This window comes from Hamadaea tsunoensis DSM 44101, assembly GCF_000428945.1.
GTDB classification, from domain to species: domain Bacteria; phylum Actinomycetota; class Actinomycetes; order Mycobacteriales; family Micromonosporaceae; genus Hamadaea; species Hamadaea tsunoensis.
Map to the genome: position 1 here is coordinate 25,870 of NZ_AUAX01000005.1, position 21,318 is coordinate 47,187.

Genomic DNA, 21,318 nt, shown 5'->3' on the forward strand with positions numbered 1-21,318 from the left:
CTCATGCCGAGTCTTACCAGGCCGCGTCTTATCGGCGGGGCGCTCGCTCTCTGCGTACTCCTCGGGGTGGTGATCTTCGCGGCCTGGCCGGCGCGGGCGGCGTTCTCGTCGGTGGACGCCATGATCCCGGGCGCGCAGGGCGACGATCCCGCGACCCTGGACGCGACGCTCTACCTGCCGCGTGACGGTGCCGCGCAGCATCCCGCGGTGCTGATGCCGCACGGTTTCGGGGGTACGAAGGAGTCCGTCGCGGACGACGCGAAGCAGCTCTCCGAGCACGGGTACGCCGTGCTGACGTGGACCGCGCGCGGCTTCGGCCGCAGTACGGGACACATCCACCTCAACGCCCCGGAGTACGAGGTGGCCGACGCGAGCAAGCTGCTCGACTGGCTCGCCGCGCGGCCGGACATCGCGTTGAACGGGCCGGGCGACCCGAAGGTGGGCGTCGCCGGCGGCTCGTACGGCGGCGGCCTGGCGCTGCTGCTCGCGGCCAAGGACAAGCGGGTCGACGCGATCGTCCCGATGATCACCTGGAACAACCTGGCGACGGCGCTGTTCCCGGGCGGGGTGTTCAAGCAGGCGTGGGCGGGTGTCTTCTTCTCCAGCGGCCTGTCGGGCGGATCGCGGTCCGGGGCCGGCGGCGGCGCGGGCACGAGCGGGAGCCCCGAGTGCGGCCGCTGGGCCGCCGACATGTGCGCGGCCTACCTGCGGATCGCGACGACCGGCAAGCTCGACGACGAGACGGCGAAGATGCTGGCCGACCGCAGCCCCGCCACGTACGCGTCGCAGATCACCGCGCCGACCCTGCTCATCCAGGGTGAGGCGGACACGCTCTTCCCGCTGAGCGAAGCCGACGCCAACGCGAAGGCGATCACCAACGCCCCGGTACGCGTCGCCTGGTTCACCGGCGGCCACGACGGGGGCGCGGGGCCGCAGTCGGACCAGGACCGCAACAAGTTCCTGACGCTGCAATGGCTCGACCACTACGTACGCGGCAAGGGCGACGTTCCGGCGAACAGCTTCACGTACTCGCGGATCACCGGGCTGGACGCGATCGAGCGGGGCACCCTGGCGACGGGGTACTCCGTGGACGCGTACCCGGGGCTGGGCGGGGACTCGACGGGTACGCAGACCGTCGCCGGGCCGGCCCAGCAGATCGCGAGCCCGCCGAACGGCACCCCGGCCGCCCTCTCCTCGATCCCCGGCGCGGGCCTGGCGTCGTCGCTGGTCAGCGGGGCCTCGACCGATGTGCCCGGCCAGTACGCGCGGTTCCTGTCGCAGCCGCTCGCCGACGGGGTCTCGATCGTCGGAGCGCCGACGATCAGCATCAAGGCGGCCTCGGCCACCGGCGAGGCGACCCTCTTCGTCAAGCTCTACGACGTCGATCCGAAGGGCGGGGCCACCCTCGCCAACGGCCTGGTCGCACCGCTGCACCTGACCGGCCTGGCGAAGACGATCGACGAGGCCGCGCCGGTCGAGGTCAGGCTGCCCGCGATCGTGCGGCAGGTCGAGTCGGGGCACCGGCTCAGCGTCGTCGTCGCGAGCGCGGACCAGGCGTACCTGGGGCCGATCGCACCGGCCACCTACACCATCGCGCTCACCGACGGCAGCCTCACGCTCCCCGCGGTGAACGGCACGCCGATCGTCACCTCCGCCGCCCTCTGGATCTGGGTCCTGGTCGGGCTGGTCGCCCTCCTGATCATCGGTGTGGTCGCGGCCGTCGTCATCGCCCGCCTCCGCGGCCGGCGCAAGGTCCGCACCGTCATCTCCGCGTACGCCGACACGCCCCTGCACGTCCGCGGACTGCGCAAGACCTACGGGTCGTTCGTGGCCGTCGAGAACGTCGACTTCACGGTCGAGCGGGGGCAGGTCGTCGGCCTGCTCGGTCCCAACGGGGCGGGCAAGACGACGAGCCTGCGCGTCCTCATGGGACTCACCCAGGCGACCGCGGGCGAGGTGCTGATCTTCGGCCACCGGCTGGCCCCGGGCGCGCCGGTGCTCTCCCGGATCGGTGCTCTTGTCGAGGGTCCCGGCTTCCTGCCGCACCTGACCGGCGAGCAGAACCTGTACGCGTACTGGCGGGCGACGGGCCGGCCGTGGGCGGACGCGAGGTTCGCCGAGGCGCTGGAGATCGCCGGTCTCGGTGACGCCGTCAAGCGCCGGGTGAAGAACTACTCGCACGGCATGAAGCAGCGGCTCGCGGTCGCCCAGGCCATGCTCGGCCTGCCGGAGCTGCTCGTGCTCGACGAGCCGACGGACGGGCTCGACCCGCCCCAGATCGCCGAGATGCGCCGGGTGCTGCAGAAGTACGCCGTCGACGGCCGGGCGGTACTGGTCTCCAGCCACCTGCTGGCCGAGGTCGAGCAGACCTGTACGCACGCCGTCGTGGTCAACAAGGGCCGGGTGGTGGCCGCCGGCCGAGTCGAGGAGATCGTCGGGGACACGCCGACGACCATCTTCGAGGTGAGCGACATCGACCTGGCCCAGAAGACCCTGGACCGGACCGAGGGCCTCGCCGGGTACGCCGTCGACGGCACCCGCACGCTCATCGTCGAACTGGGCGAGGCACCCCGGTCGGCCGTCGTCGCCGCGCTCGTGCGGGCCGGCGTCGGCGTGGACCGGGTGGCACCGCGCCGACGACTCGAAGATGCCTTCCTCGCCCTGGTCGGCGAGTCGACCGCAGGGAGTGGGGACCGATGAGCGAGGTTGCCGTGACTGAAACCGGCGTCGCCGGCTACCGGCCCGGCCGGACGCTCGGCCTGCGGGCGGAGTGGATGCGTCAGTGGCGCCGCCGGCGTACGCAGCTGGCACTGGGGTTCATGGTGCTGCTGCCGCTGGTCATCCTCGTCGCCTTCCAGCTCGGCGGCGACGACAGCAGCGACGGCGGGCGCAACGGCCGCGGCCAGTTCTCCCAGCTCGTGGACGTGGCGACGGCCGGCGGGCTGAACTTCGCGCTGTTCACGCTGTTCGTCAGCGCCGGCTTCCTGCTGGTCGTCGTGGTCGCCTTGTTCAACGGGGACACCGTCGCCAGCGAGGCCAGCTGGGGCAGCCTGCGATACCTGCTGGCCGTGCCGGTGCCCCGCGCCCGGCTGCTCGGCGTGAAGCTGGTGGTGGCGCTGGCGTACAGCGCGCTGGCGATGGTGGTGCTCGTCGCGACCGCGCTGGCCGTCGGCACGCTGCGCTACGGGTGGCATCCGCTGCAGTCCGGGCTGTCGGCCGACCTGGCCCCCGGCCCCGGCGTGGTACGCCTGCTCGCCGTCACCGGCTACCTGGCGATGAACCTGCTGGTGGTGGCCGGCCTGGCGTTCCTGCTGTCGACGCTGACCGACGCCCCGCTCGGCGCGGTCGGCGGGGCCGTCCTGCTGTACATCGTGTCCAGCATCCTCGACCAGATCACCGCTCTCGGCAACATCCGCAACTTCCTGCCGACCCACTACGGGCAGGCGTACCTGGGTCTGCTGACCACGCCGATCCAATGGGACGGGGTCGTCAAGGGGGCGATCGCGGCGCTCGCGTACGCGGCCGTCTTCTGGTCGCTGGCCTGGTTCCGATTCCTCCGCAAGGACGTCACGTCCTGACGGTCCGCTTACATTCCGGGTCCGGTACGCCTTACGCGCGTACCGGACCCTTCTCCGTATGAAGAGAGCCCTTCTCGTGGCCACCGCCGTGCTGGCGGCCGGGCTGGCCCTGGCGGGCTGCCGGGCGGCCGACCGCGGTGCCGCCGGCCGCCAGGCCCCCGCTCAGCCGCCCGCGGCAGTCCAGTCCGCCGCCCCCGCCGCATCCACCGCCGCGAATCCGGGCGGCTCCACCGCGGACGTCGACGTGTCCGACGTCGACGCGCTGCTCAAGGACCTCGACAACCAGCTGAACAAGGCCGACCAGGCCCCGGCCGACGGAGACTGACAATGATCAAGAAACTTGCCCTCGTCGTCGCCGCCGTCGCGCTCGTCGGTTCGGCCGCCGCACCCGCGTACGCCGACGCCCCGGCCGGGCTGGACGCCGCGAAGAAGCTGGTGACGGCCCGGATCGACGGCCGGCTCGCCACACTCAGGGCGGACGGTGCCCTCATCCGGGACGCCGCGCACCTCACCGCCGCGCACAAGTCGACGTTGCAGGCGCAGCTCGACAAGGACACCGCCGGGCTGACCGCGCTGAAGGCGAAGGTCGCCGGGGAGACGGCCGCCGACGCGCTCAAGGCCGACGCCCAGAGCATGGTGAACGACTACCGCGTCTACATCCTGTTCGGCCCCCAGGTACGCCTGACCGCCGCCGCCGATGTCGAGGCCGCCACCGACGCGCGCCTGAAGACCGTGGCGGACAAGCTCCAGCAGGCGATCGACGCGGCGAAGGCCAAGGGCACCGACACCTCGGCGGCCGAGGCGAAGCTGGCCGACCTGCGTACGCAGATCGACGCGGCGGCCGCCTCCTATGCCGGAGCCGCCGACGCCTTCCTGGCCGTGCAGCCCGGACCGGACGCGGCGGCCATCAAGAGCGCCAAGGACACCGCCCGCGGGAAGCTGCGCGACGCGCGTACGCATCTCAAGGCGGGAGTGGCCGACGCCAAGGCGATCAGGGACCTGCTGAAGAAGTAAGGAGTGACTCCCGTCTCACCCCTCAGAATCCGTATCGCCGAGGCGGTGCGGATTCTGTTTTACTGAGAGCACAACTGAATACCTCATCCAGAGGAGCTGAGGGATACGGCCCGATGAAGCTCCGGCAACCCCTGCGTCAGCGTCGCCGCTGAGCGGTAGGTGCCAACTCCGTCCGGATTTCACGCCGGAAAGATGAGAGGAAACCTCATGACCGTGCTCGGTTCGTCGTCGCCCGCCCGCAACCTCGCCTGTCGCGCCTGCGGTGCCACCTTCCCCCTCGCCGCCCAGCATGCCTGCTTCGAGTGCTTCGGCCCGCTGGAAGTCGCGTACGACATCGAAGCTTTGAAGACCGTGACCCGCGAGCAGATCGAGGCCGGCCCGCAGAACATCTGGCGGTACGCGGGCCTGCTGCCCGCCGGCCAGCAGGAGGCCGACCGGGTGACGCTGAACCCCGGTCTCACCCCGCTGGTACGCGCGGACGCCCTGGCCGCGGAGCTGGGCCTGACCGGCGGCCTGTGGGTGAAGGACGACTCCGGCAACCCGACGCACTCGTTCAAGGACCGGGTCGTGTCGGTGGCCCTGACGGCCGCGAAGGCCCTCGGTTTCACCCGGTACGCCTGCGCCTCGACCGGCAACCTGGCCAACTCGGTCGCGGCGCACGCGGCGCGGGCGGGCGTGCGGTCGGTCGTGTTCGTCCCGAGCGACCTGGAGCCCGGCAAGATCATTACGACCGCCGTGTACGACGGCGACCTGGTCGCGATCGACGGCTCCTACGACGACGTGAACCGGCTCTGCTCCGAACTGGTCGAGACGGAGGAGTTCGAGGACACCGCGTTCGTCAACGTCAACGTCCGCCCCTTCTACGCCGAGGGCTCGAAGACCCTCGGGTACGAGGTGGCCGAGCAGCTCGGCTGGCGTATCCCGGCGCAGGTCGTGATCCCGATGGCCTCGGGCGAGCTGCTGACGAAGATCGACAAGGCGTTCGAGGAGCTCGTCGAGATCGGCCTGTGCGAGGCGCCCGAGGGCGGCTGGACGGTCTTCGGCGCGCAGTCGGCCGGGTGCAACCCGATCGCGCTGGCCCTGCACGGCGACGCCGACGAGATCACCCCGCAGAAGCCGACCGGCATCGCCAAGTCCCTGAACATCGGCGACCCCGCCGCCGGCCTGTACGCGATCGAGTCCGTGAAGCGTACGGGCGGCTGGATGGAGTACGCCGACGACGACGAGATCCGCGACGGTATCCGGCTGCTGGCCCGCACGACCGGCGTCTTCGCCGAGACCGCCGGCGGCGTGACCACGGCCTGCCTGGTGAAGCTGGTCAAGAGCGGCAAGCTCGACCCGGCCAAGGAGACGGTCGTCTACAACACCGGCGAGGGCCTGAAGACGCTGGACGCCGTGGCCGACCTGGTCGGGCCGACCCACCGGGTCAAGCCGTCGCTGAAGTCGGCCCGCGAGGCGGGGCTGCTGTCGTAATCGGAGTGCGCCGCGGCCGGGCGTGGGTCACCCTGTGGGCATGAGTTTGCAGATCACCCCCGTCCTGCCCGACTCCGACAACGCCACCGTCGAGGCGTACGTCGAGGTCATGGAAGCGTTACGCGTCTACGAGATGCCCGCGTTTCCACCGACAACCCGCCGCGAGTTCGACAGCTACCGTGCCCATCCCTGGCCGTGGCAGCGCTCCCAGCCGTACCTCGCGACCGCCGACGGCGTACCCGTGGGGCGGCTCGTGCTGCAGTTCCCGACCAGGGACAACCTGAAGAACATGTCGGTCGACCTGGCCGTGCTGCCGGCGTACCGGCGCCGGGGCTTCGGCCGTGAACTGCTCGCGTTCGCCGAGGAACAGGCCCGGGCCAACGGCCGCGAGACCGTCATGGCCAGCTCCATGTGGACGCTGCCCGAACTCGGGCTGACCGCGCCGGACGAGGCCGCGCCCGCCTTCGCCCGGGCGATGGGCTACCGGGACACGCTGCCCGAGGTCAACCGGGTCCTCGACCTCGCCAAGGTCGACGAGGACGTGCTGCAGGAGATCCTCGACCACGCCCGGGCCAAGGCCGACGGCTACCAGCTCGTGCAGTGGATCGGGCAGACCCCGGAAGAGCTGATCGACGACATCGCGTACCTGGACGGCCGGCTCTTGCAGGACGCCCCCATGGGTGACACCGCCTGGGAGCCGTTCGAGGTGGACGCCGACCGGATCCGGCGTACCGAGGCTGTCATGGCCGCGCGGGGCCGGCAGCTCTACAACAGCGTCATGGTGCACGAGAAGTCGGACCGCGTCGTCGCGTGGACGACGCTGAGCCTCGAAGCCGACCACCAGTGGCACTCGTGGCAGCAGATCACGATCGTCGACCCCGACCACCGCGGGCACCGCCTCGGCGCGCTCGTGAAGGTCGAGAACCTGCGCTACCTGCGTCAGCACGAGCCCCAGGTGACGACCGTGGACACGTTCAACGCGCACGAGAACGGCTACATGATCAGCATCAACGAGCAGATGGGCTTCCGCCCGCAGTACTCCTTCCAGAACTGGCGGCGGGACCTGCTCGGGAATCCGGCGGAGTGATCCCGTCGGGTTCGCCCGACACGCCATGATCAGCGCGAAACGCGGCATAGCGGGCAAAAGTGACTATTAGTAACTGAATGATCACTCGTTGCCTGGTGACCCTCGCGGCCCTGCTCGGCTTCGCCCTCGCCCCGGACGGGGCGAGGGCGGCGCCACCCCCGCCGGGCCCCTTCTCCACGCGCGTCTTCGCCACCCGGGAGGGGCTCACCGGCGAGACCACCGCCAACGGGCACGTCATCGACGGCCAGGACCTGTTCGCCGCCCTGCCCTCGCGGCTCGGGCTGGCCGCGGCGAGCCAGGGCGGCCACACCGTCCAGGTGTGCACGGCGGCCCGCTGCGTCTTCGTGCCGGTCTGGGACGTCGGGCCGTGGAACATTCACGATGATTACTGGAATGCCGCCCGGCAGATGTTCGCCGACCTGCCCCGCGGACGGCCGGCCGCCGAAGCCGCGTACATCGACGGGTACAACCGGGGCAGGGACGAGTTCGGGCGTACGGTGGCCAACCCGGCCGGGATCGACCTCGCCGACCGCGCGTTCTGGGACGGGCTGGGACTGACCACCAACAGCTGGGTCACGGTGACCTTCCTGTGGACGGGCGCCGGACCGCGCGGCACGGTCGCCACCGACGGCAGCCCGCTACTCGTCCGCGACGCCCCCACGACCAGGGGCCGCATCGTCGGCCTCGCCGCCGCCTCCGCCCAGCTCCCGATCTCCTGCCAGGTGACCGGTGAACAAGTCAGCGGCAACGCGCGATCGACGAACCTCTGGAGCCGCGTTGCGCCAGGCATGTACGTCTCGCATGCCTTCGTCGCCACCGCGTCAAGCTTCTCGGCACCCCAGTGCCTTTGATCCTTAAGATCCTTATGCGCATTGTGTCCCGGGTTCGTCGACCTCACTTCCGGACGCGGACGCGGACGCGGGCGCGGATCGCTTGATCGTTTACGGCTTACGTGTGGTTTACCGCTCGCCCGCATGATCGTTTACGCCTCTTGTGCGCAGAGGGCACTGATTCGCGCTCAAAAACCGTAAATGATCATGCGGTTGGCGCCCGTTTTTACACGTGAGCCGTAAATGATCATTCCCTCGGCAGTCCGGCGGCGGCCATATCGAACAGTCGCGACAAAGACCCGGGCCGGCGAGCGGCTGGAAAGGGTTGGAGTGAAACCGTGACCGGGCCGCGGTGAAGGATGCTTCGCCCCACTGTGCTGGCAGTGGAGGACCCGCCCGGGTTTGGCGGGGCCGGAGCGGTCTCCCGCGCGAGGAGCGGAGGTGAGATCGACGGACCCGGGACATAGACCTTTATTTTGATCTTGGTCAGCGGATGAGCTTGAGAATCCCCAACCCCTGCGTGATGACCGGGCGGAAGAGCTTGAGCCGCGACAGCCCGACGATGTTCTCCAGGTAGGGTGCGCCCTTCGCGATGATCTTCCGGGTACGCGTCTGGCCGGGGGTCTCGTCGTGCACCCAGTAGACGACGACGCCCAGCTGCAGCAGCCAGAGCAGTTCGGGCAGCTCGGAGCGCAGGCCGTCGTCCATTTTCGTCGGCGTGTTCGCGACCAGGCGGGTGAACAGGTCGAGCGAGATCTCCCGGGACTCCGCCGACTCCTCGCCGAACGGGCTCACCGGCGACCGGGGCACCGCCGCGAGGCCGATGAACCGTCCGGCGAACTCGTGGTACGGCCCCCACACCGTCAGCCCCGCGTCCAGTACGCCGATCAGCTGCTCGGCGAAGCCGCCCCCGGCGTCGAGGACCGCTTCGGCCGCGGCGGCGTGCTCGCGTACCAGTTGGAGGTAGAACTCTCGGAGCAGGGCTTCCTTGCTCGCGAAGTGGTAGTACGTGTTGCCGACCGAGACGCCGGCCGCCGAGGCGATCGCGCGCATGGTCGTCTTCTCGTAGCCGAGTTCGCCGAACAGGCGGATCGCGGTCTCCACGATCTGGCGGCGGGTCTGCTCGCCGCGCCCCTGCTCGGTCATTCGCACAACGTTAGTAGTCCTTGCTCGGAGTCCGTGGGGGCAGGGTGCGGCATGATGAGGGCATGTCTTTCTTCACGACCCATGAAGAGCTGCTGCACCAGGCGCTGAAGGCGATCGCCGAGCGGACGTACTGGTCGGCGTACCCGGAGTCGCCCAGCCCCAAGGTCTGGGGTGAGGCAGCCGCGCCCGCCGGCAAGGCGGCCTTCGAGGCTCTCCTCGGGAACGATTTCCCCCTTCCGGCAACGGGTGCGACCGTGGCGCCCGAGCAGTCGCCGTTCGGCATCGAGCTGAACGTCCGCTACCCCCGGGCCGACCCGGACACCCTGGTCGCCACCGCTGCCGCCGCCCTGCCCGGCTGGCGCGACGCCGGGGTCGACACGCGTACGGGGGTGGGCCTGGAGATCCTCGACCGGCTCAAGGCCCGCGTCTTCGAGCTGGCCAACGCCGTGCACGCGACCACCGGCCAGCCCTTCGTCATGGCGTTCCAGGCCGGCGGCCCGCACGCGCTCGACCGCGCTCTGGAGGCCATCGCGTACGCGTACGCCGAGATGACCCGCCAGGTGCCCGCGGCGACGTGGGACAAGAAGGGCGAGGTCTTCAGCAAGAAGTTCACGGTCGTGCCGCGCGGCGTGGCCCTGGTGATCGGCTGCAACACGTTCCCGACCTGGAACTCGTGGCCGGGCCTGTTCGCGTCGCTGGTCACCGGCAACCCGGTGATCGTCAAGCCGCACCCGCGCGCCGTGCTGCCGCTGGCCATCACCGTGCAGGTGGCCCGCGAGGTGCTGGCCGACGCCGGCCTGAACCCGGACGTGGTGCAGCTCGCGGTCGACACCGCCGACGCGCCGATCGCCTCCGACCTCGCGGTACGCCCCGAGGTGAAGATCATCGACTTCACCGGCTCGACGGCGTACGGGCGGTGGCTGGAGGACAACGCCCGACAGGCGCAGGTGTACACGGAGAAGGCCGGCGTGAACACGGTCATCATCGACTCGGTGGCCGACTTCGCCGGGATGTGCCGGAACCTGGGCTTCTCGCTGACCCTCTACAGCGGACAGATGTGCACGACTCCGCAGAACCTGCTCATCCCGGCCGGCGGCATCGAGACCGACACCGGGCACAAGCCGTTCGAGGAGGTCGTCGGCGGGATCGCGGGCGCGGTCGCCGCGCTGACGGCCGACCCCGCCAAGGCGGTCGAGCTGACCGGCGCCATCGTGAACCCCGGCGTGCTGGACCGGATCGACGGCGCGCGGTCGCTCGGCGAGGTCGTCCTCGACAGCAACACCCTGGCCCACCCGACCTACCCCGGTGCCGTCGTGCGTACGCCGATGATCGTGGAAGCGAAGCACGGGTACCAGCAAGAATGCTTCGGGCCGGTGGCGTTCGCCATCGCCACCGAGTCCACGGACGACTCCATCGCGATCTTCCGGAAGGTTGTCGGCGAGCACGGCGCCATCACGGCGGCCGTCTACTCCACCTCCGAGGACGTGCTGGCGGCCGTCGAGGAAGCGGCGCTGGAGGTCGGCGTACATCTGTCGGAGAACCTGTTCGGCAACGTCTTCGTGAACCAGTCGGCGGCCTTCTCCGACTTCCACGCCAGCGGCGCGAACCCGGCCGCGAACGCGTCGCTCACCGACGGCGCGTACGTGGCGGGGCGGTTCCGGATCGTCCAGTCCCGCCGCCCGGCCTGATCGTCACCGTCGGCGCCGCCGGTTCTACGGAGCCGGCGACGCCGACGCCGTCGTGCCGAAGAGCTGGGTCGCCACCTGGCGGCACGCCTTCTCGCCATAGCCGACGCCCAGGTTCTGCGGGTAGCGCAGCAGCACGCTCATCACCCAGCGCGGCGCGACCGCCAGGCAGGCCATGTGCCACTGCCGATCCTCGGGCCGCAGGAACCAGCCGTTCTTGATCGCGATCTGCGTACGCTGTGCGGCCGGGAACGCCAGCCGGGGGCCGAAGTCGCCCTCACCGCGTACCTGGCGCATCTGGGTCAGCAGCCACGGCGTCCACTGCGGCCCGGCGGCGACGCCCGTCGCGATGCACTGGCCGAGGCGCACGACGTCGCGGGCGGAGACGATCGTCGGGCTCCAGCGGTTCTCCTTGTAGTTGGGAGCGCTCTCGGTGAGGTGGCAGACCGAGACCATCCGCTCGATCGTCGAGATCCCGCCGTTGAGCCCGAAGACCCGCGTCGCCACGTCGTTGTCACTGTCGACGATCATGCGGCGCAGGTCGGCCAGCATCGCCTGGTCCGGCCGCGGATTCGTGTGCGTCAGGTAGTCCGAGGCCAGCCACACCTTCACCATCGACATCGTGTCGCTGGTCGCGGTCAGGTTCCTCGAGCCGACGATCGCGCCGGTACGCCGGTCCAGCATCGCCCACGAGAAGAAGCCCGGCACGGAGACGCGTACGCGGGAAGGATCCGCGAGCGGCGCGAACGAGGCGGCCGGCGACGGCGAGGTGGAGTCCATCGCCGCGGCCGACGGAGGATCGGCGGGCCGCACCGAGTCGTGCAGAGCGAGCAGCGCCGCCCCGCCCAGCAGACCGAGAGTGCATAACAAAACTGAGACCTGCGCTTCGACGCGGCGCCATCTGATGGTCACGCACCGCACAACCTGCGCCGGGAGCGAGGGGTGACGCCCGGCGGTCGGCAACCCGACTTTAGTGGTCCGTTCACGCCCGTCACCTGTCCGAATTCGGGTAGTGCGTGAGCGGCGACCCTCGTGTAGCGTGCGGATCTGGCTGATGACATCGCTTGACCCCCGCCGGATCGTCGATGTCACTGCTCCGGCGGGCGAGTGCCAGCCGGGGGCCTGAACGGCCCAGCACCATCGAAGTGAGGAAGTGTCACAGTGGCACAGGGCACGGTCAAGTGGTTCAACAGCGAGAAGGGCTACGGCTTCATCGCCGTCGACGGGGGACAGGACGTCTTCGTCCACTTCTCGGCGATCGAGATGGACGGCTACAAGGCGCTCGATGACGGTCAGCGCGTCGAGTTCGAAATCGCGCAGGGCCAGAAGGGCCCTCAGGCGGAGAAGGTTCGCATCATCGCCTGAGCGAGGCATCACCATGCGCGGCGCCGGCCCCTGTCACCCAGGGAAGCCGGCGCCTTTCCGTTGTCTCCCATAGGTTTTCGGCCGTCCGGCCGGGCCGGGTCGCACCGGTTCCGGCCAGAGCGGGTCCTCCTTTCGGGCGTTGCCGCGGTTGCGGACCCTCCGCACAATGAGCGCGCCGCCCGGTACGCGGAGCGGCCGTCGCCGACGGAGAACACGGGGAGTACACAGTGACCGAGCAGCCCGGGGCCGAACCCGCGCCCGAATCCGGATCGTCCACACCGGCCCCCGTGCCGGGGTCCCCGCCGCCGCTGCCCGCGTACCCGTCGCCGCCCGCTCATCCAGCGCCGGGATATGCGGCGCCGGGGTATCCAGTGCCGGGGTATCCGGCTGCCGGGTACGGCGTACCGACGGGGTACGAGGTGCCGGCGTCGGCGTACCAGCCGCTCGTGCCGGCCGGCTACCCGGACCCGAACGATCCGCTGATCGCGCCGCCCAACGCCGGCATCGGCGCGTGGTTCGCGCGGGTATGGGGAACCATCGGGCGCAGCTGGAAGTCGCTGGCCGCGATCTTCGCCATCACCAACCTGCTGCCGACCGCCGCTCTCGCGGTCGGCGGAGTCCTGCTGGCCGCCCTGATCGTCGCTCCGATGGAGCGGGACGCGCTCGCGTCCTCCTCCGGGCAGACCGACGCGCAGTCCGGCGACTTCACCCTGCCGGCCTTCGCCCTCGGCTTCATCCTCATAGCGCTCGTGGTCGTCCTGGTGCTGTTGTTCCTGCAGTCGGTCGGTTACGCGGCCGCCACCTACTCGGCGACCAAGGCGGCGGCGGGCACTCCGGTCCCGCTCGGCACCGCCCTCGGCTACGGGTTCCGGCACGGGCTCGGCCTGTTCGGCTGGAACTTCGTCAGCGCGCTGCTCATCCTGCTCGGCTTCGCCGCCTGCATCCTGCCCAGCATCTACGTGTACGCGGCCACGGCCCTGGTCGGCCCGATCTACCTGTTCGAGCGCCGGCGCCCGATCGGCCGCTCGTTCTCGATCTTCAACACGTTCCTCGGCCGCATCCTCGGCCGCCTGGCGATGACCGCCCTGGTCGGCATCGGCTTCTCGTTCGTCGTGAACATCCTGGAGAACATCGCCAACGCGGCGCTCGGCTCCGCGGACACCCTGAACGCGGACAACCCGGCGATCCTCGTCCCGCAGCTGATCGTGGCCGGGGCCGGGGCGGTGCTGACGCTGCCGGCGACGATCTTCCAGTTCGCCGCCATCCTCAGCACGTACGCCGAGCAGCGCGGCTACGAGGCACCGGTCCGGGTCGGCCAGCTGGCCGCCGAACTGGACGCCTGACCAGCCGGCGGAAGGCGGTCCGGATCACCTTCGGCGTGGCGAACGAGCCGGAAAGGGCCACTGTCGCTTGCACTCGACTGCCCTGAGTGCTAAACAGGAGTTGGCACTCGGCGTCGCTGAGTGCCAACGAAAGAGACCGACAGTCGGAGCGGTGTGGTCCACCGCCGGCCCGACCGGGCCGTCGGAGGACCAGTCGTCGCGGGCTTATCCGCCCGGCGAAGGTGTGTCAGACAGGCGGTACATCGCGCCCATAAAGGCGCGGATTGCCGGGATTGTCCAGGAGGACATCGCCGTTATGGCCAAGATGATCGCGTTCGACGAAGAGGCGCGCCGCGGCCTTGAGCGGGGCATGAACACCCTCGCCGACGCCGTGAAGGTGACGCTGGGGCCGAAGGGCCGCAACGTCGTGCTCGAGAAGAAGTGGGGCGCTCCCACCATCACCAACGATGGTGTGAGCATCGCCAAGGAGATCGAGCTCGAAGACCCGTACGAGAAGATCGGCGCTGAGCTGGTCAAGGAGGTCGCGAAGAAGACCGACGACGTTGCCGGCGACGGCACGACGACGGCGACCGTCCTGGCCCAGGCACTGGTCCGCGAGGGCCTGCGCAACGTCGCGGCCGGCGCCAACCCGATGGCCCTGAAGCGGGGCATCGAGGCGGCCGTCGCGTCCGTGGCCGACGAGCTGGCCAAGATCGCCAAGGACGTCGAGACCAAGGAGCAGATCGCCTCCACCGCGTCCATCTCCGCCGGCGACGCCACCGTGGGCGAGATCATCGCCGAGGCGATGGACAAGGTCGGCAAGGAAGGCGTCATCACCGTCGAGGAGAGCAACACCTTCGGGCTGGAGCTCGAGCTCACCGAGGGTATGCGCTTCGACAAGGGCTTCAACTCGGCGTACTTCGCGACCGACGCGGAGCGCATGGAGGCCGTCCTGGAGGACGCCTACCTCCTCATCGCGAACAGCAAGATCTCCAACGTCAAGGACCTGCTGCCGATCCTCGAGAAGGTCATGCAGTCGGGCAAGCCGCTGGCGATCATCGCTGAGGACGTCGAGGGCGAGGCCCTGGCCACGCTCATCGTGAACAAGATCCGTGGCACCTTCAAGTCCGTCGCCGTCAAGGCCCCGGGCTTCGGTGACCGCCGCAAGGCCATGCTGCAGGACATCGCGATCCTGACCGGCGGCCAGGTCATCTCCGAAGAGGTCGGCCTCAAGCTCGACGCCGTGGCGCTCGACATGCTCGGCCGCGCTCGCAAGATCGTGGTGACGAAGGACGAGACCACGATCGTCGAGGGCGCCGGCGACGTCGACCAGATCAACGGCCGGGTGAACCAGATCCGTGCCGAGATCGAGAAGTCGGACTCCGACTACGACCGTGAGAAGCTGCAGGAGCGCCTGGCGAAGCTCGCCGGCGGTGTCGCGGTGATCAAGGTCGGCGCGGCCACCGAGGTCGAGCTCAAGGAGCGCAAGCACCGCATCGAGGACGCCGTTCGCAACGCGAAGGCGGCCGTCGAGGAGGGCATCGTCCCCGGTGGTGGCGTCGCGCTCGTGCAGGCCGGCAAGACCGCGTTCGAGAAGCTCGACCTGGTCGGCGACGAGGCCACCGGCGCGAACATCGTCAAGGTCGCGCTGGACGCCCCGCTGCGTCAGATCGCCGTGAACGCCGGCCTCGAAGGCGGCGTCGTGTCGGAGAAGGTCCGCAACCTCGAGATCGGCCACGGCCTCAACGCCGCGACCGGCGAGTACGTGGACATGCTCAAGGCCGGCATCATCGACCCGGCCAAGGTGACCCGTTCGGCGCTGCAGAACGCGTCGTCGATCGCGGCCCTGTTCCTCACCACCGAGGCCGTCGTGGCCGACAAGCCGGAGAAGTCGGCCGCGCCGGCCGCTCCGGGCGGCGGTGACATGGACTTCTAAGCCTCGCGCTTAGGGTTCGCTTCACGAGCGGCCGGAGCCTTCGGGCTCCGGCCGCTTCTTCGTGCGCCCGCCCGCTACGGTGAAAGGCGTGATCTACGTCGACCAGCCCCGTTGGCCCGCGCACGGCCGCGTCTGGGCACACCTGGTCAGCGACGTCTCCTTCGCCGAACTCCACGCCTTCGCCGAGCTGATCGGCGCTCCCCGCCGCGGCTTCGACCGCGACCACTACGACATTCCTTCGGTACGCGTACCGTGGGCGATCTGGTTGGGGGCGCGACCGGTCAGCTCGCGGGAGATCGCGGCAAGGCTGCGCGCGGCCGGACTTCGGCGCCCCAAGCACCTCACTCGGTGAGCTGTTCGAGTTCCCGGTGGAGGTTGGTACGCGCCGGCTCCTCCCAGCGTTCGCGCAGCTCCGGGATGCGGTAGAGCGACGGTAAGCCGAGCAGCCCCCGCAGTACCCGGGCCCGGCCGGCCCGGAAGAGCTCGTCGGGCACGTGGGCGTACTCGGCGCGGATCTGGGTTGTGTATTCCACATAGGACGGCCAGGGGCGGGCCAGCACCGCCAGGTCGGCGTCGGCGAGCAGGCTGCCGTTGCGGTCGTCGGGGTCGACCGCGTGGCCGGCGGTCAGGCGTACCAGCCGGGCGACTTCGGCGATCCCCGCGACCGGTACGCCGCATCGGCTCAGATGCCGGGCCGCCAGGATCGCGCTGGCCTGCTCGTTCGCGTCCGCGTACGCCGTCGGGTCGTAGATCGCGTCGTGGAACCAGAGGGCGAGGCGGACGAGATCGGGGCTCTGCACGTACGCGGAGAAGTGATCGGTGATCTCCAGAACGGCGCGCAGGTGGGCGACGGTGTGATAGTGGCGCTGGGGCTCCGACCAGCGGGCGAGCAGTTCGGCCTCGACCCAGGCGGGTGCCCTGCCCCCGGTACGCGCGACGGCGTCGGCGAAGCTGGTCACGGGCCCAGCGTAGGCCCATGCGATGATCATGGTGTGTTGCTCGAGGTCATCGCGCTCAGCCCGGCGGATGCGGAAGCCGCGCAGGCGGGCGGCGCGGACCGGGTGGAGCTGTGCGCCGGGATGTCCGCGGACGGGCTGAGTCCCTCGGCCGCTGTCGCGGCTGCCGTCGTCGTCGCCACCGACCTGCCCGTACGCGTCATGCTCCGCTCCGAACCCAGCTTCCGGTGGACTCCCGACCTGCCAGGTCTGGCCGACGATCTGCTGGCCACCGGGGTCGACGGCCTGGTGGCGGGGTTCCTCGACGACGCGGGAGAAGTGGATCTCGTTGCGGCCGAACGGCTGGCGGGAGTCCGGTGGACCTTTCACCGAGCGGTGGATCACGCGGCCGATCCGGAAGCGGCGTGGTCGATCGCGACGCGCCTGCCCGGCGTCGACGCGATCCTCACCGCCGGATCGCCGGCAGGGGTGTCCACTGGGCTGTCCGCCCTGGTCAACCGGCCGTCGCCGGACCGCATGCTGGTCGGAGGGGGCCTCCAGCCGTCGCACCTCCCGGTCCTGCGGGCGGCGGGCGTGACATCGGTCCACATCGGACGCTCCGCGCGACTGGGTGGATCGTGGACCGAGCCGGTCTCGCCGACCCTCGTCGCCCACTGGAAATCCCTCATCACCACTGCGTACTGATCAATGATCGCCCGATATGGGGGCCGGCCGGGTCGGTGATCGCCGGCGGGTGGGAGTAGTTTCGGGCCTGTTCCCTCGATCATTTGCGGCTGGGATGTAGGAAGGGGCCGATTTTCTACATCTGGAGCGCTTTGGATCTTGGGTGATGGCTGGATTTTTACATCTCAGCCGCTGTGGATCACGCCCAAGCCGCTCCGTCGCCGCCCGTCGTCCGTGATGTGAGAAGGATCTTCCGGCAGGTGGACCCCAGCCGCCGCGTTCTTGATCGTTTACGGCGAACGGGAGCCGCGAGCAAGAGCCAGGGATTACATGGATTCCAGGGTTCTGCCCTTGGTCTCGCGGACCGCCTTGAGGACGAAGACGAACGCCAGCGCCGCGAACACCGTGTACACCAGGTACGCCAGGCCCAGGCCGAGGTCCGAGAGCGCCGGGAAGGTCGACGAGATGACCCAGTTCGCGAGCCATTGCGCCGCCGCCGCGACCGCCAGGGCCGTGACGCGGATCTTGTTGTTGAACATCTCGCCGAGCAGGACCCAGACGACCGGACCCCAGCTGACGCCGAAGGCGACCACGTAGAGGTTGGCCGCGACCAGGGCGACCTTGCTCCAGACCGGGCCGAGGGTCACGTCGTCGCCGCTGCCGGTGGCGGTGCTGAACGCGAGCGCCATCGTGCCCAGGGTCAGGGCCATGCCGGCCGCGCCGATGAGCAGCAGCGGCTTGCGGCCGACCTTGTCGACGAGGGCGATCGCGACCAGGGTGACGACGACGTTCGTGATGCTGGTGATCACGGAGATGAGGAACGAGTCGTCCTCGGTGAAGCCGACGGCCTGCCAGAGCGTCGTGGAGTAGTAGAAGATCACGTTGATGCCGACGAACTGCTGGAACACCGAGAGCAGGATGCCGACCCAGACGATCGGGAGCAGCCCGAAGCGCGGCCCCTTGAGGTCGGACAGTTCCACCTTCTCCTTGACGCCGCGCAGGCTGTCCTGGATCTCGCGGATGTGCCGGCCGGTGTCGCCGCCGACGATCCGGTCGAGCACCTTGCGCGCCTCGTCGACCCGGCCGCGGCGGATCAGGTAGCGGGGGGACTCCGGGATCATGAGCGCGAAGACCAGGTAGACGAGCGCCGGGATGGTCTCGACGGCGAACATCCAGCGCCAGGCGTCGCCGCCCCAGGCGACCGGGTTGCTCGCGCCGCCGGCGTGCTGGGCGATGGCGTAGTTGATGATCTGGGACGCGAAGATGCCGGTCACGATCGCGAGCTGCTGCAGCGAGCCGAGGCGGCCGCGGATCTCGGCGGGCGCGATCTCGGCGATGTACGCCGGCGCGATGACGCTCGCCGCGCCGACGGCCAGGCCGCCGAGGACGCGCCAGGCGGTGAGGTCGATCGGCCCGACCGCGACCGCCGAGCCGATCGACCCGATGGCGAAGACGATCGCCGCGATGATCATGACGCGGAGGCGGCCGTAGCGATCGGCCAGCGGGCCGGCGTACCAGGCGCCGACGGCGCAGCCGAGCAGGGCCGAGGAGACGACGAACCCGAGTACGCCGGAACTCAGGTTGAAGTCGCTCTTCAGGGCGTCGACCGTGCCGTTGATGACGGCCGTGTCGTAGCCGAACAGGAACCCGCCCAGCGCCGCGGCCGCAGCGACGAGAAGCACCTGGCCTCGGTGGGCGACCTGCGTCGACGCGCTGGTGGGTTGTGTCATTCCATCATCGTGCCCGAGGTGAATGGGCAAGATGTCCGCTTTCGCGGTTTTAACGTGTTCAGAGCACCTTCGTGTACAGGAAGAAGACCCGCTCGATGAACGCCCCGGCCGCCCGCGCGTAGAACGGGACCGGTCCGACCCAGCCTATCTGGCCCTTCGTGAACCCGGCCTTGGCCTGGTCGCGCAGGCAGCGCCGGAGCAGAACCGTGCCGAGCCCGAGGCCCTTGCCCTCCGCCTTCGTACCCATCGGGCCGAACCAGCTGGGACGCGTACAGCCCCAGGCGGCGAAGGCGATGGGGGACCCGTCCCGCAGCGCGATGTGCACCTGCTCGGCGGTGGTGATCTCGTCGGCCCAGTGGCCGCCCCACTCCTGCGCCACGATCGGGCGCAGCCGGGCGATGTCGTCGGCGTCGGCGGCCTTGATGTGCACACCCTGCTCGGCCAGGGCCGCCTCGGCGTCCGCGGTGTCGGTGAGCGCCAGGGAGCCCGGCGTCAGGTCGACCGACATGTTCCAGGCTGTCTGCTCATGCGCGTACCCGAGCTTGGTGACGGCGCAGACGGCGGGCGTGTAGCGGACGTCGATGCCGGGGAACGCGTACTGCGGGGGGTTGCCGGCGATCCGCACGCGGGTGCAGCCGAACTCGCGCAACGCCTGCTCACCCGCCGCGATCAGGCGCGAGCCGAGGCCGCGCCCGCGGCACTCCGGGTCCACCACGACCAGGTCCAGGTGCCCCACCTGCGGGTCCGCGTTGTCCACGGCCACGAACACCACGCCCGTCACGGCCGCGCCGTCCCACTCCACGAATCCGGCCGTACGCCGAGAGCCGTCCTCGTTCGGCCGCAGGATCTCGGCGATGGCGTCGGCCTCGACGGCGTCCTCGGGCAGCAGGCTGCGCCGCAGCAGGTCGACGACGGCGGGGTGATGATCGATCGCGAACCGCTCCATGAGCCAGACACTAGCTCGATGATGTGAAGCCGTTACGGGCATACGCCCCGCTGTGAGATGTCACAACTTCGCGTGGACAGTAGATTCGGCGGTGTGGGCGTCGTAGATCATTTGCGGGCGCAGCTGCCCGCGGATCGGGTCATCACCGATCCCGACCTGCTGGAGAACCATCGCCGCGACGAAGCGGACCTGGTGGCGGACGGGTTGCCGCTCGTGCTCGTGCGGCCGCGCAGCACCGCCGAGGTCGCCACGGCCGTACGCGTAGCGGCCGAACACGGCGTACCGGTGGTGCCGCAGGGTGCGCGTACGGGGCTGGCGGGCGGTGCCAACGCGGTCGACGGCTGCCTGGTGCTCAGCCTGCAGCGGATGGACCGGATCCTGAAGATCGACCCGGTCAACCGGATCGCCGTCGTGCAGCCCGGTGTCGTCAACGCCGACCTCGGCCGGGCGGTACGCGAGCACGGCCTCTTCTATCCGCCGGACCCTGGCTCGTTCGAGACCTCGACGATCGGCGGCAACACGGCCACCAACGCGGGCGGCATGTGCTGCGTCAAGTACGGCGTGACCACCGGTTACGTCATCGGCCTGGAGGTCGTGCTGGCCGACGGCGAGGTGCTGCGGACCGGCCGGCGTACGCCCAAGGGGGTCGCCGGATACGACCTGACCAGCCTGTTCGTCGGCTCGGAGGGAACCCTCGGGATCATCACGGAGATCACCGTGGCCCTGCGGCCGGCACCCGAACCGGCGCTGAGCCTGGTCGCCGTGTTCCCGACGACGGCGACGGCCGGCGCGGCGGTGAACGAGATCATGGCGAGCGGCGCCGCGCCCAGCCTGCTCGAACTGCTGGACGACGTGCATCTGCGGGCGATCGAGGCGTACCGGCCGATGGGTCTGGACACGAACGCGGCCGCGATCCTGCTCGCCGCGGCCGACACCGGTGCCCGCGCGGCCGCGGACCTGGCGGCGATCGAGGAACTGGCCCGGGCCAGCGGCGCGACCGAGGTCTACACGGCGACCGACGCGGAGGAGGCCGCGGCGCTGCTGGCGGCGCGGCGGCTGGCCCACCCGGCGATGGAGCACCTGGCCCACGGCCTGTACGCGCAGGGCGGCCTGATCCTCGACGACATCGCGGTACCGAGGTCGGCCCTGGCCGAACTGCTGGACGGCATCGCGGCGACGGCGGCGAAGCACGGCGTGGTCGTCGGGGTCGTGGGCCACGCCGGCGACGGCAACCTGCACCCCAACATCGTCGTGGACCGCGCCGACCCGGAGAGCGTCCGCAAGGGACACCTGGTCTTCGACGAGATCATGGAGTTGGGGCTCTCGCTCGGCGGCACCTGCACCGGCGAGCACGGGGTCGGCCTGCTCAAGCGCGGCTGGCTGGAGACCGAGGCCGGGCCGGTGGGGATGCGGGTGCAGCGCGCGATCAAGGCCGCGCTCGACCCGACCGGCCTGCTCAACCCGGGCAAGGTCCTCTAACCCGCCCTCGCCCCCGCTCCCGCCCGCCCGCGCCGGCTTGCCGCCGGCGTCGCCTTCAAGATCTGGTTTGGATCAGGGAAATCATCCGAATCATGGGCCAAGATTCGG

The 21,318-nt window shown here is 70.2% G+C and carries 19 protein-coding genes and 1 riboswitch; of the genes, 14 read left to right on the plus strand and 5 right to left on the minus strand.

Annotated features, from left to right (window positions below):
* Positions 1–3 precede the first annotated feature (3 nt).
* From G401_RS0110110 to G401_RS44695, 7 genes are all read left to right on the plus strand, one after another.
* Complete coding sequence (locus tag G401_RS0110110) at positions 4–2,700, plus strand: alpha/beta fold hydrolase (protein ID WP_027342420.1); 2,697 nt, start codon at positions 4–6, stop codon at positions 2,698–2,700.
* Positions 2,697–3,578 carry an ABC transporter permease gene (locus G401_RS0110115; protein WP_027342421.1) on the plus strand — a complete coding sequence of 294 codons (882 nt, stop codon included), beginning with the start codon at positions 2,697–2,699 and terminating at the stop codon, positions 3,576–3,578. Before G401_RS0110110 ends, G401_RS0110115 begins: the two co-directional genes overlap by 4 nt.
* A 58-nt stretch (positions 3,579–3,636) precedes the next feature.
* Positions 3,637–3,903 (plus strand): hypothetical protein, encoded by a 267-nt coding sequence (locus G401_RS0110120; RefSeq protein ID WP_157545562.1) that lies wholly within the window; start codon positions 3,637–3,639, stop codon positions 3,901–3,903.
* Between the two features lie 2 nt (positions 3,904–3,905).
* Entirely contained in the window at positions 3,906–4,592 is a 687-nt protein-coding gene (locus G401_RS0110125) for a hypothetical protein (protein ID WP_027342423.1), read from the plus strand.
* 80 nt (positions 4,593–4,672) lie between these two features.
* Positions 4,673–4,791, plus strand: a riboswitch (SAM riboswitch).
* A gap of 8 nt (positions 4,792–4,799) precedes the next feature.
* Positions 4,800–6,065 carry a threonine synthase gene (thrC, locus tag G401_RS0110130; RefSeq protein WP_027342424.1) on the plus strand — a complete coding sequence of 422 codons (1,266 nt, stop codon included), beginning with the start codon at positions 4,800–4,802 and terminating at the stop codon, positions 6,063–6,065.
* 40 nt (positions 6,066–6,105) lie between these two features.
* Positions 6,106–7,152, plus strand: a complete 1,047-nt coding sequence (locus G401_RS0110135) for a GNAT family N-acetyltransferase (protein ID WP_027342425.1) — start codon at positions 6,106–6,108, stop codon at positions 7,150–7,152.
* A gap of 77 nt (positions 7,153–7,229) precedes the next feature.
* Entirely contained in the window at positions 7,230–8,003 is a 774-nt protein-coding gene (locus G401_RS44695; RefSeq protein WP_157545564.1) for a hypothetical protein, read from the plus strand.
* A 465-nt stretch (positions 8,004–8,468) separates the two neighbouring features.
* On the opposite strand, the gene G401_RS0110145 is transcribed toward G401_RS44695, so the two are convergent.
* Positions 8,469–9,128, minus strand: coding sequence for a TetR/AcrR family transcriptional regulator (locus G401_RS0110145; protein WP_034591220.1), 660 nt, complete (start codon positions 9,126–9,128; stop codon positions 8,469–8,471).
* Positions 9,129–9,190: 62 nt separating this feature from the next.
* Here G401_RS0110145 and paaN point away from each other — a divergent pair, with 62 nt between their 5' ends.
* Entirely contained in the window at positions 9,191–10,816 is a 1,626-nt protein-coding gene (paaN, locus tag G401_RS0110150) for a phenylacetic acid degradation protein PaaN (protein WP_027342427.1), read from the plus strand.
* 24 nt (positions 10,817–10,840) lie between these two features.
* Here paaN and G401_RS44700 read toward each other — a convergent pair whose 3' ends face one another.
* Entirely contained in the window at positions 10,841–11,683 is an 843-nt protein-coding gene (locus G401_RS44700) for a serine hydrolase (protein ID WP_157545566.1), read from the minus strand.
* A gap of 291 nt (positions 11,684–11,974) precedes the next feature.
* On the opposite strand from G401_RS44700, the gene G401_RS0110160 reads away from it, so the two are divergent.
* The 4 genes from G401_RS0110160 to G401_RS0110175 all read left to right on the plus strand — a co-directional run bounded on the left by G401_RS0110160 (position 11,975) and on the right by G401_RS0110175 (position 15,788).
* Positions 11,975–12,178 (plus strand): cold-shock protein, encoded by a 204-nt coding sequence (locus G401_RS0110160; RefSeq protein ID WP_027342428.1) that lies wholly within the window; start codon positions 11,975–11,977, stop codon positions 12,176–12,178.
* Between the two features lie 227 nt (positions 12,179–12,405).
* A complete protein-coding gene (locus G401_RS0110165; protein ID WP_157545568.1) occupies positions 12,406–13,521 on the plus strand; it encodes a hypothetical protein in 1,116 nt (371 codons plus the stop codon).
* Positions 13,522–13,816: 295 nt separating this feature from the next.
* Positions 13,817–15,436: a chaperonin GroEL gene (gene groL, locus G401_RS0110170; RefSeq protein WP_027342430.1), complete on the plus strand. Its 1,620-nt coding sequence runs from the start codon at positions 13,817–13,819 to the stop codon at positions 15,434–15,436.
* Between the two features lie 88 nt (positions 15,437–15,524).
* Positions 15,525–15,788 (plus strand): DUF4031 domain-containing protein, encoded by a 264-nt coding sequence (locus tag G401_RS0110175; RefSeq protein ID WP_027342431.1) that lies wholly within the window; start codon positions 15,525–15,527, stop codon positions 15,786–15,788.
* Here G401_RS0110175 and G401_RS44705 read toward each other — a convergent pair.
* On the minus strand, positions 15,778–16,395 hold the full coding sequence (locus G401_RS44705; RefSeq protein ID WP_051366543.1) for an HD domain-containing protein: 618 nt from the start codon (positions 16,393–16,395) through the stop codon (positions 15,778–15,780). The two genes, G401_RS0110175 and G401_RS44705, sit on opposite strands and share 11 nt — an antisense overlap.
* 33 nt (positions 16,396–16,428) lie before the next feature.
* Between G401_RS44705 and G401_RS0110185 the strand changes: the two genes are divergently transcribed.
* Entirely contained in the window at positions 16,429–17,076 is a 648-nt protein-coding gene (locus G401_RS0110185; RefSeq protein WP_027342432.1) for a copper homeostasis protein CutC, read from the plus strand.
* Positions 17,077–17,381: 305 nt separating this feature from the next.
* Here the strand turns inward: G401_RS0110185 and G401_RS0110190 are convergent, their stop codons facing one another.
* Positions 17,382–18,785, minus strand: a complete 1,404-nt coding sequence (locus tag G401_RS0110190; protein ID WP_027342433.1) for a sugar porter family MFS transporter — start codon at positions 18,783–18,785, stop codon at positions 17,382–17,384.
* Between the two features lie 58 nt (positions 18,786–18,843).
* Positions 18,844–19,731 carry a GNAT family N-acetyltransferase gene (locus G401_RS0110195; protein ID WP_027342434.1) on the minus strand — a complete coding sequence of 296 codons (888 nt, stop codon included), beginning with the start codon at positions 19,729–19,731 and terminating at the stop codon, positions 18,844–18,846.
* A gap of 93 nt (positions 19,732–19,824) precedes the next feature.
* On the opposite strand from G401_RS0110195, the gene G401_RS0110200 reads away from it, so the two are divergent.
* The gene (locus tag G401_RS0110200; RefSeq protein ID WP_027342435.1) at positions 19,825–21,210 is read left to right on the plus strand and encodes an FAD-binding oxidoreductase; all 1,386 of its coding nucleotides are present in this window, start codon (positions 19,825–19,827) and stop codon (positions 21,208–21,210) included.
* The last annotated feature ends 108 nt before the right edge of the window (positions 21,211–21,318 follow it).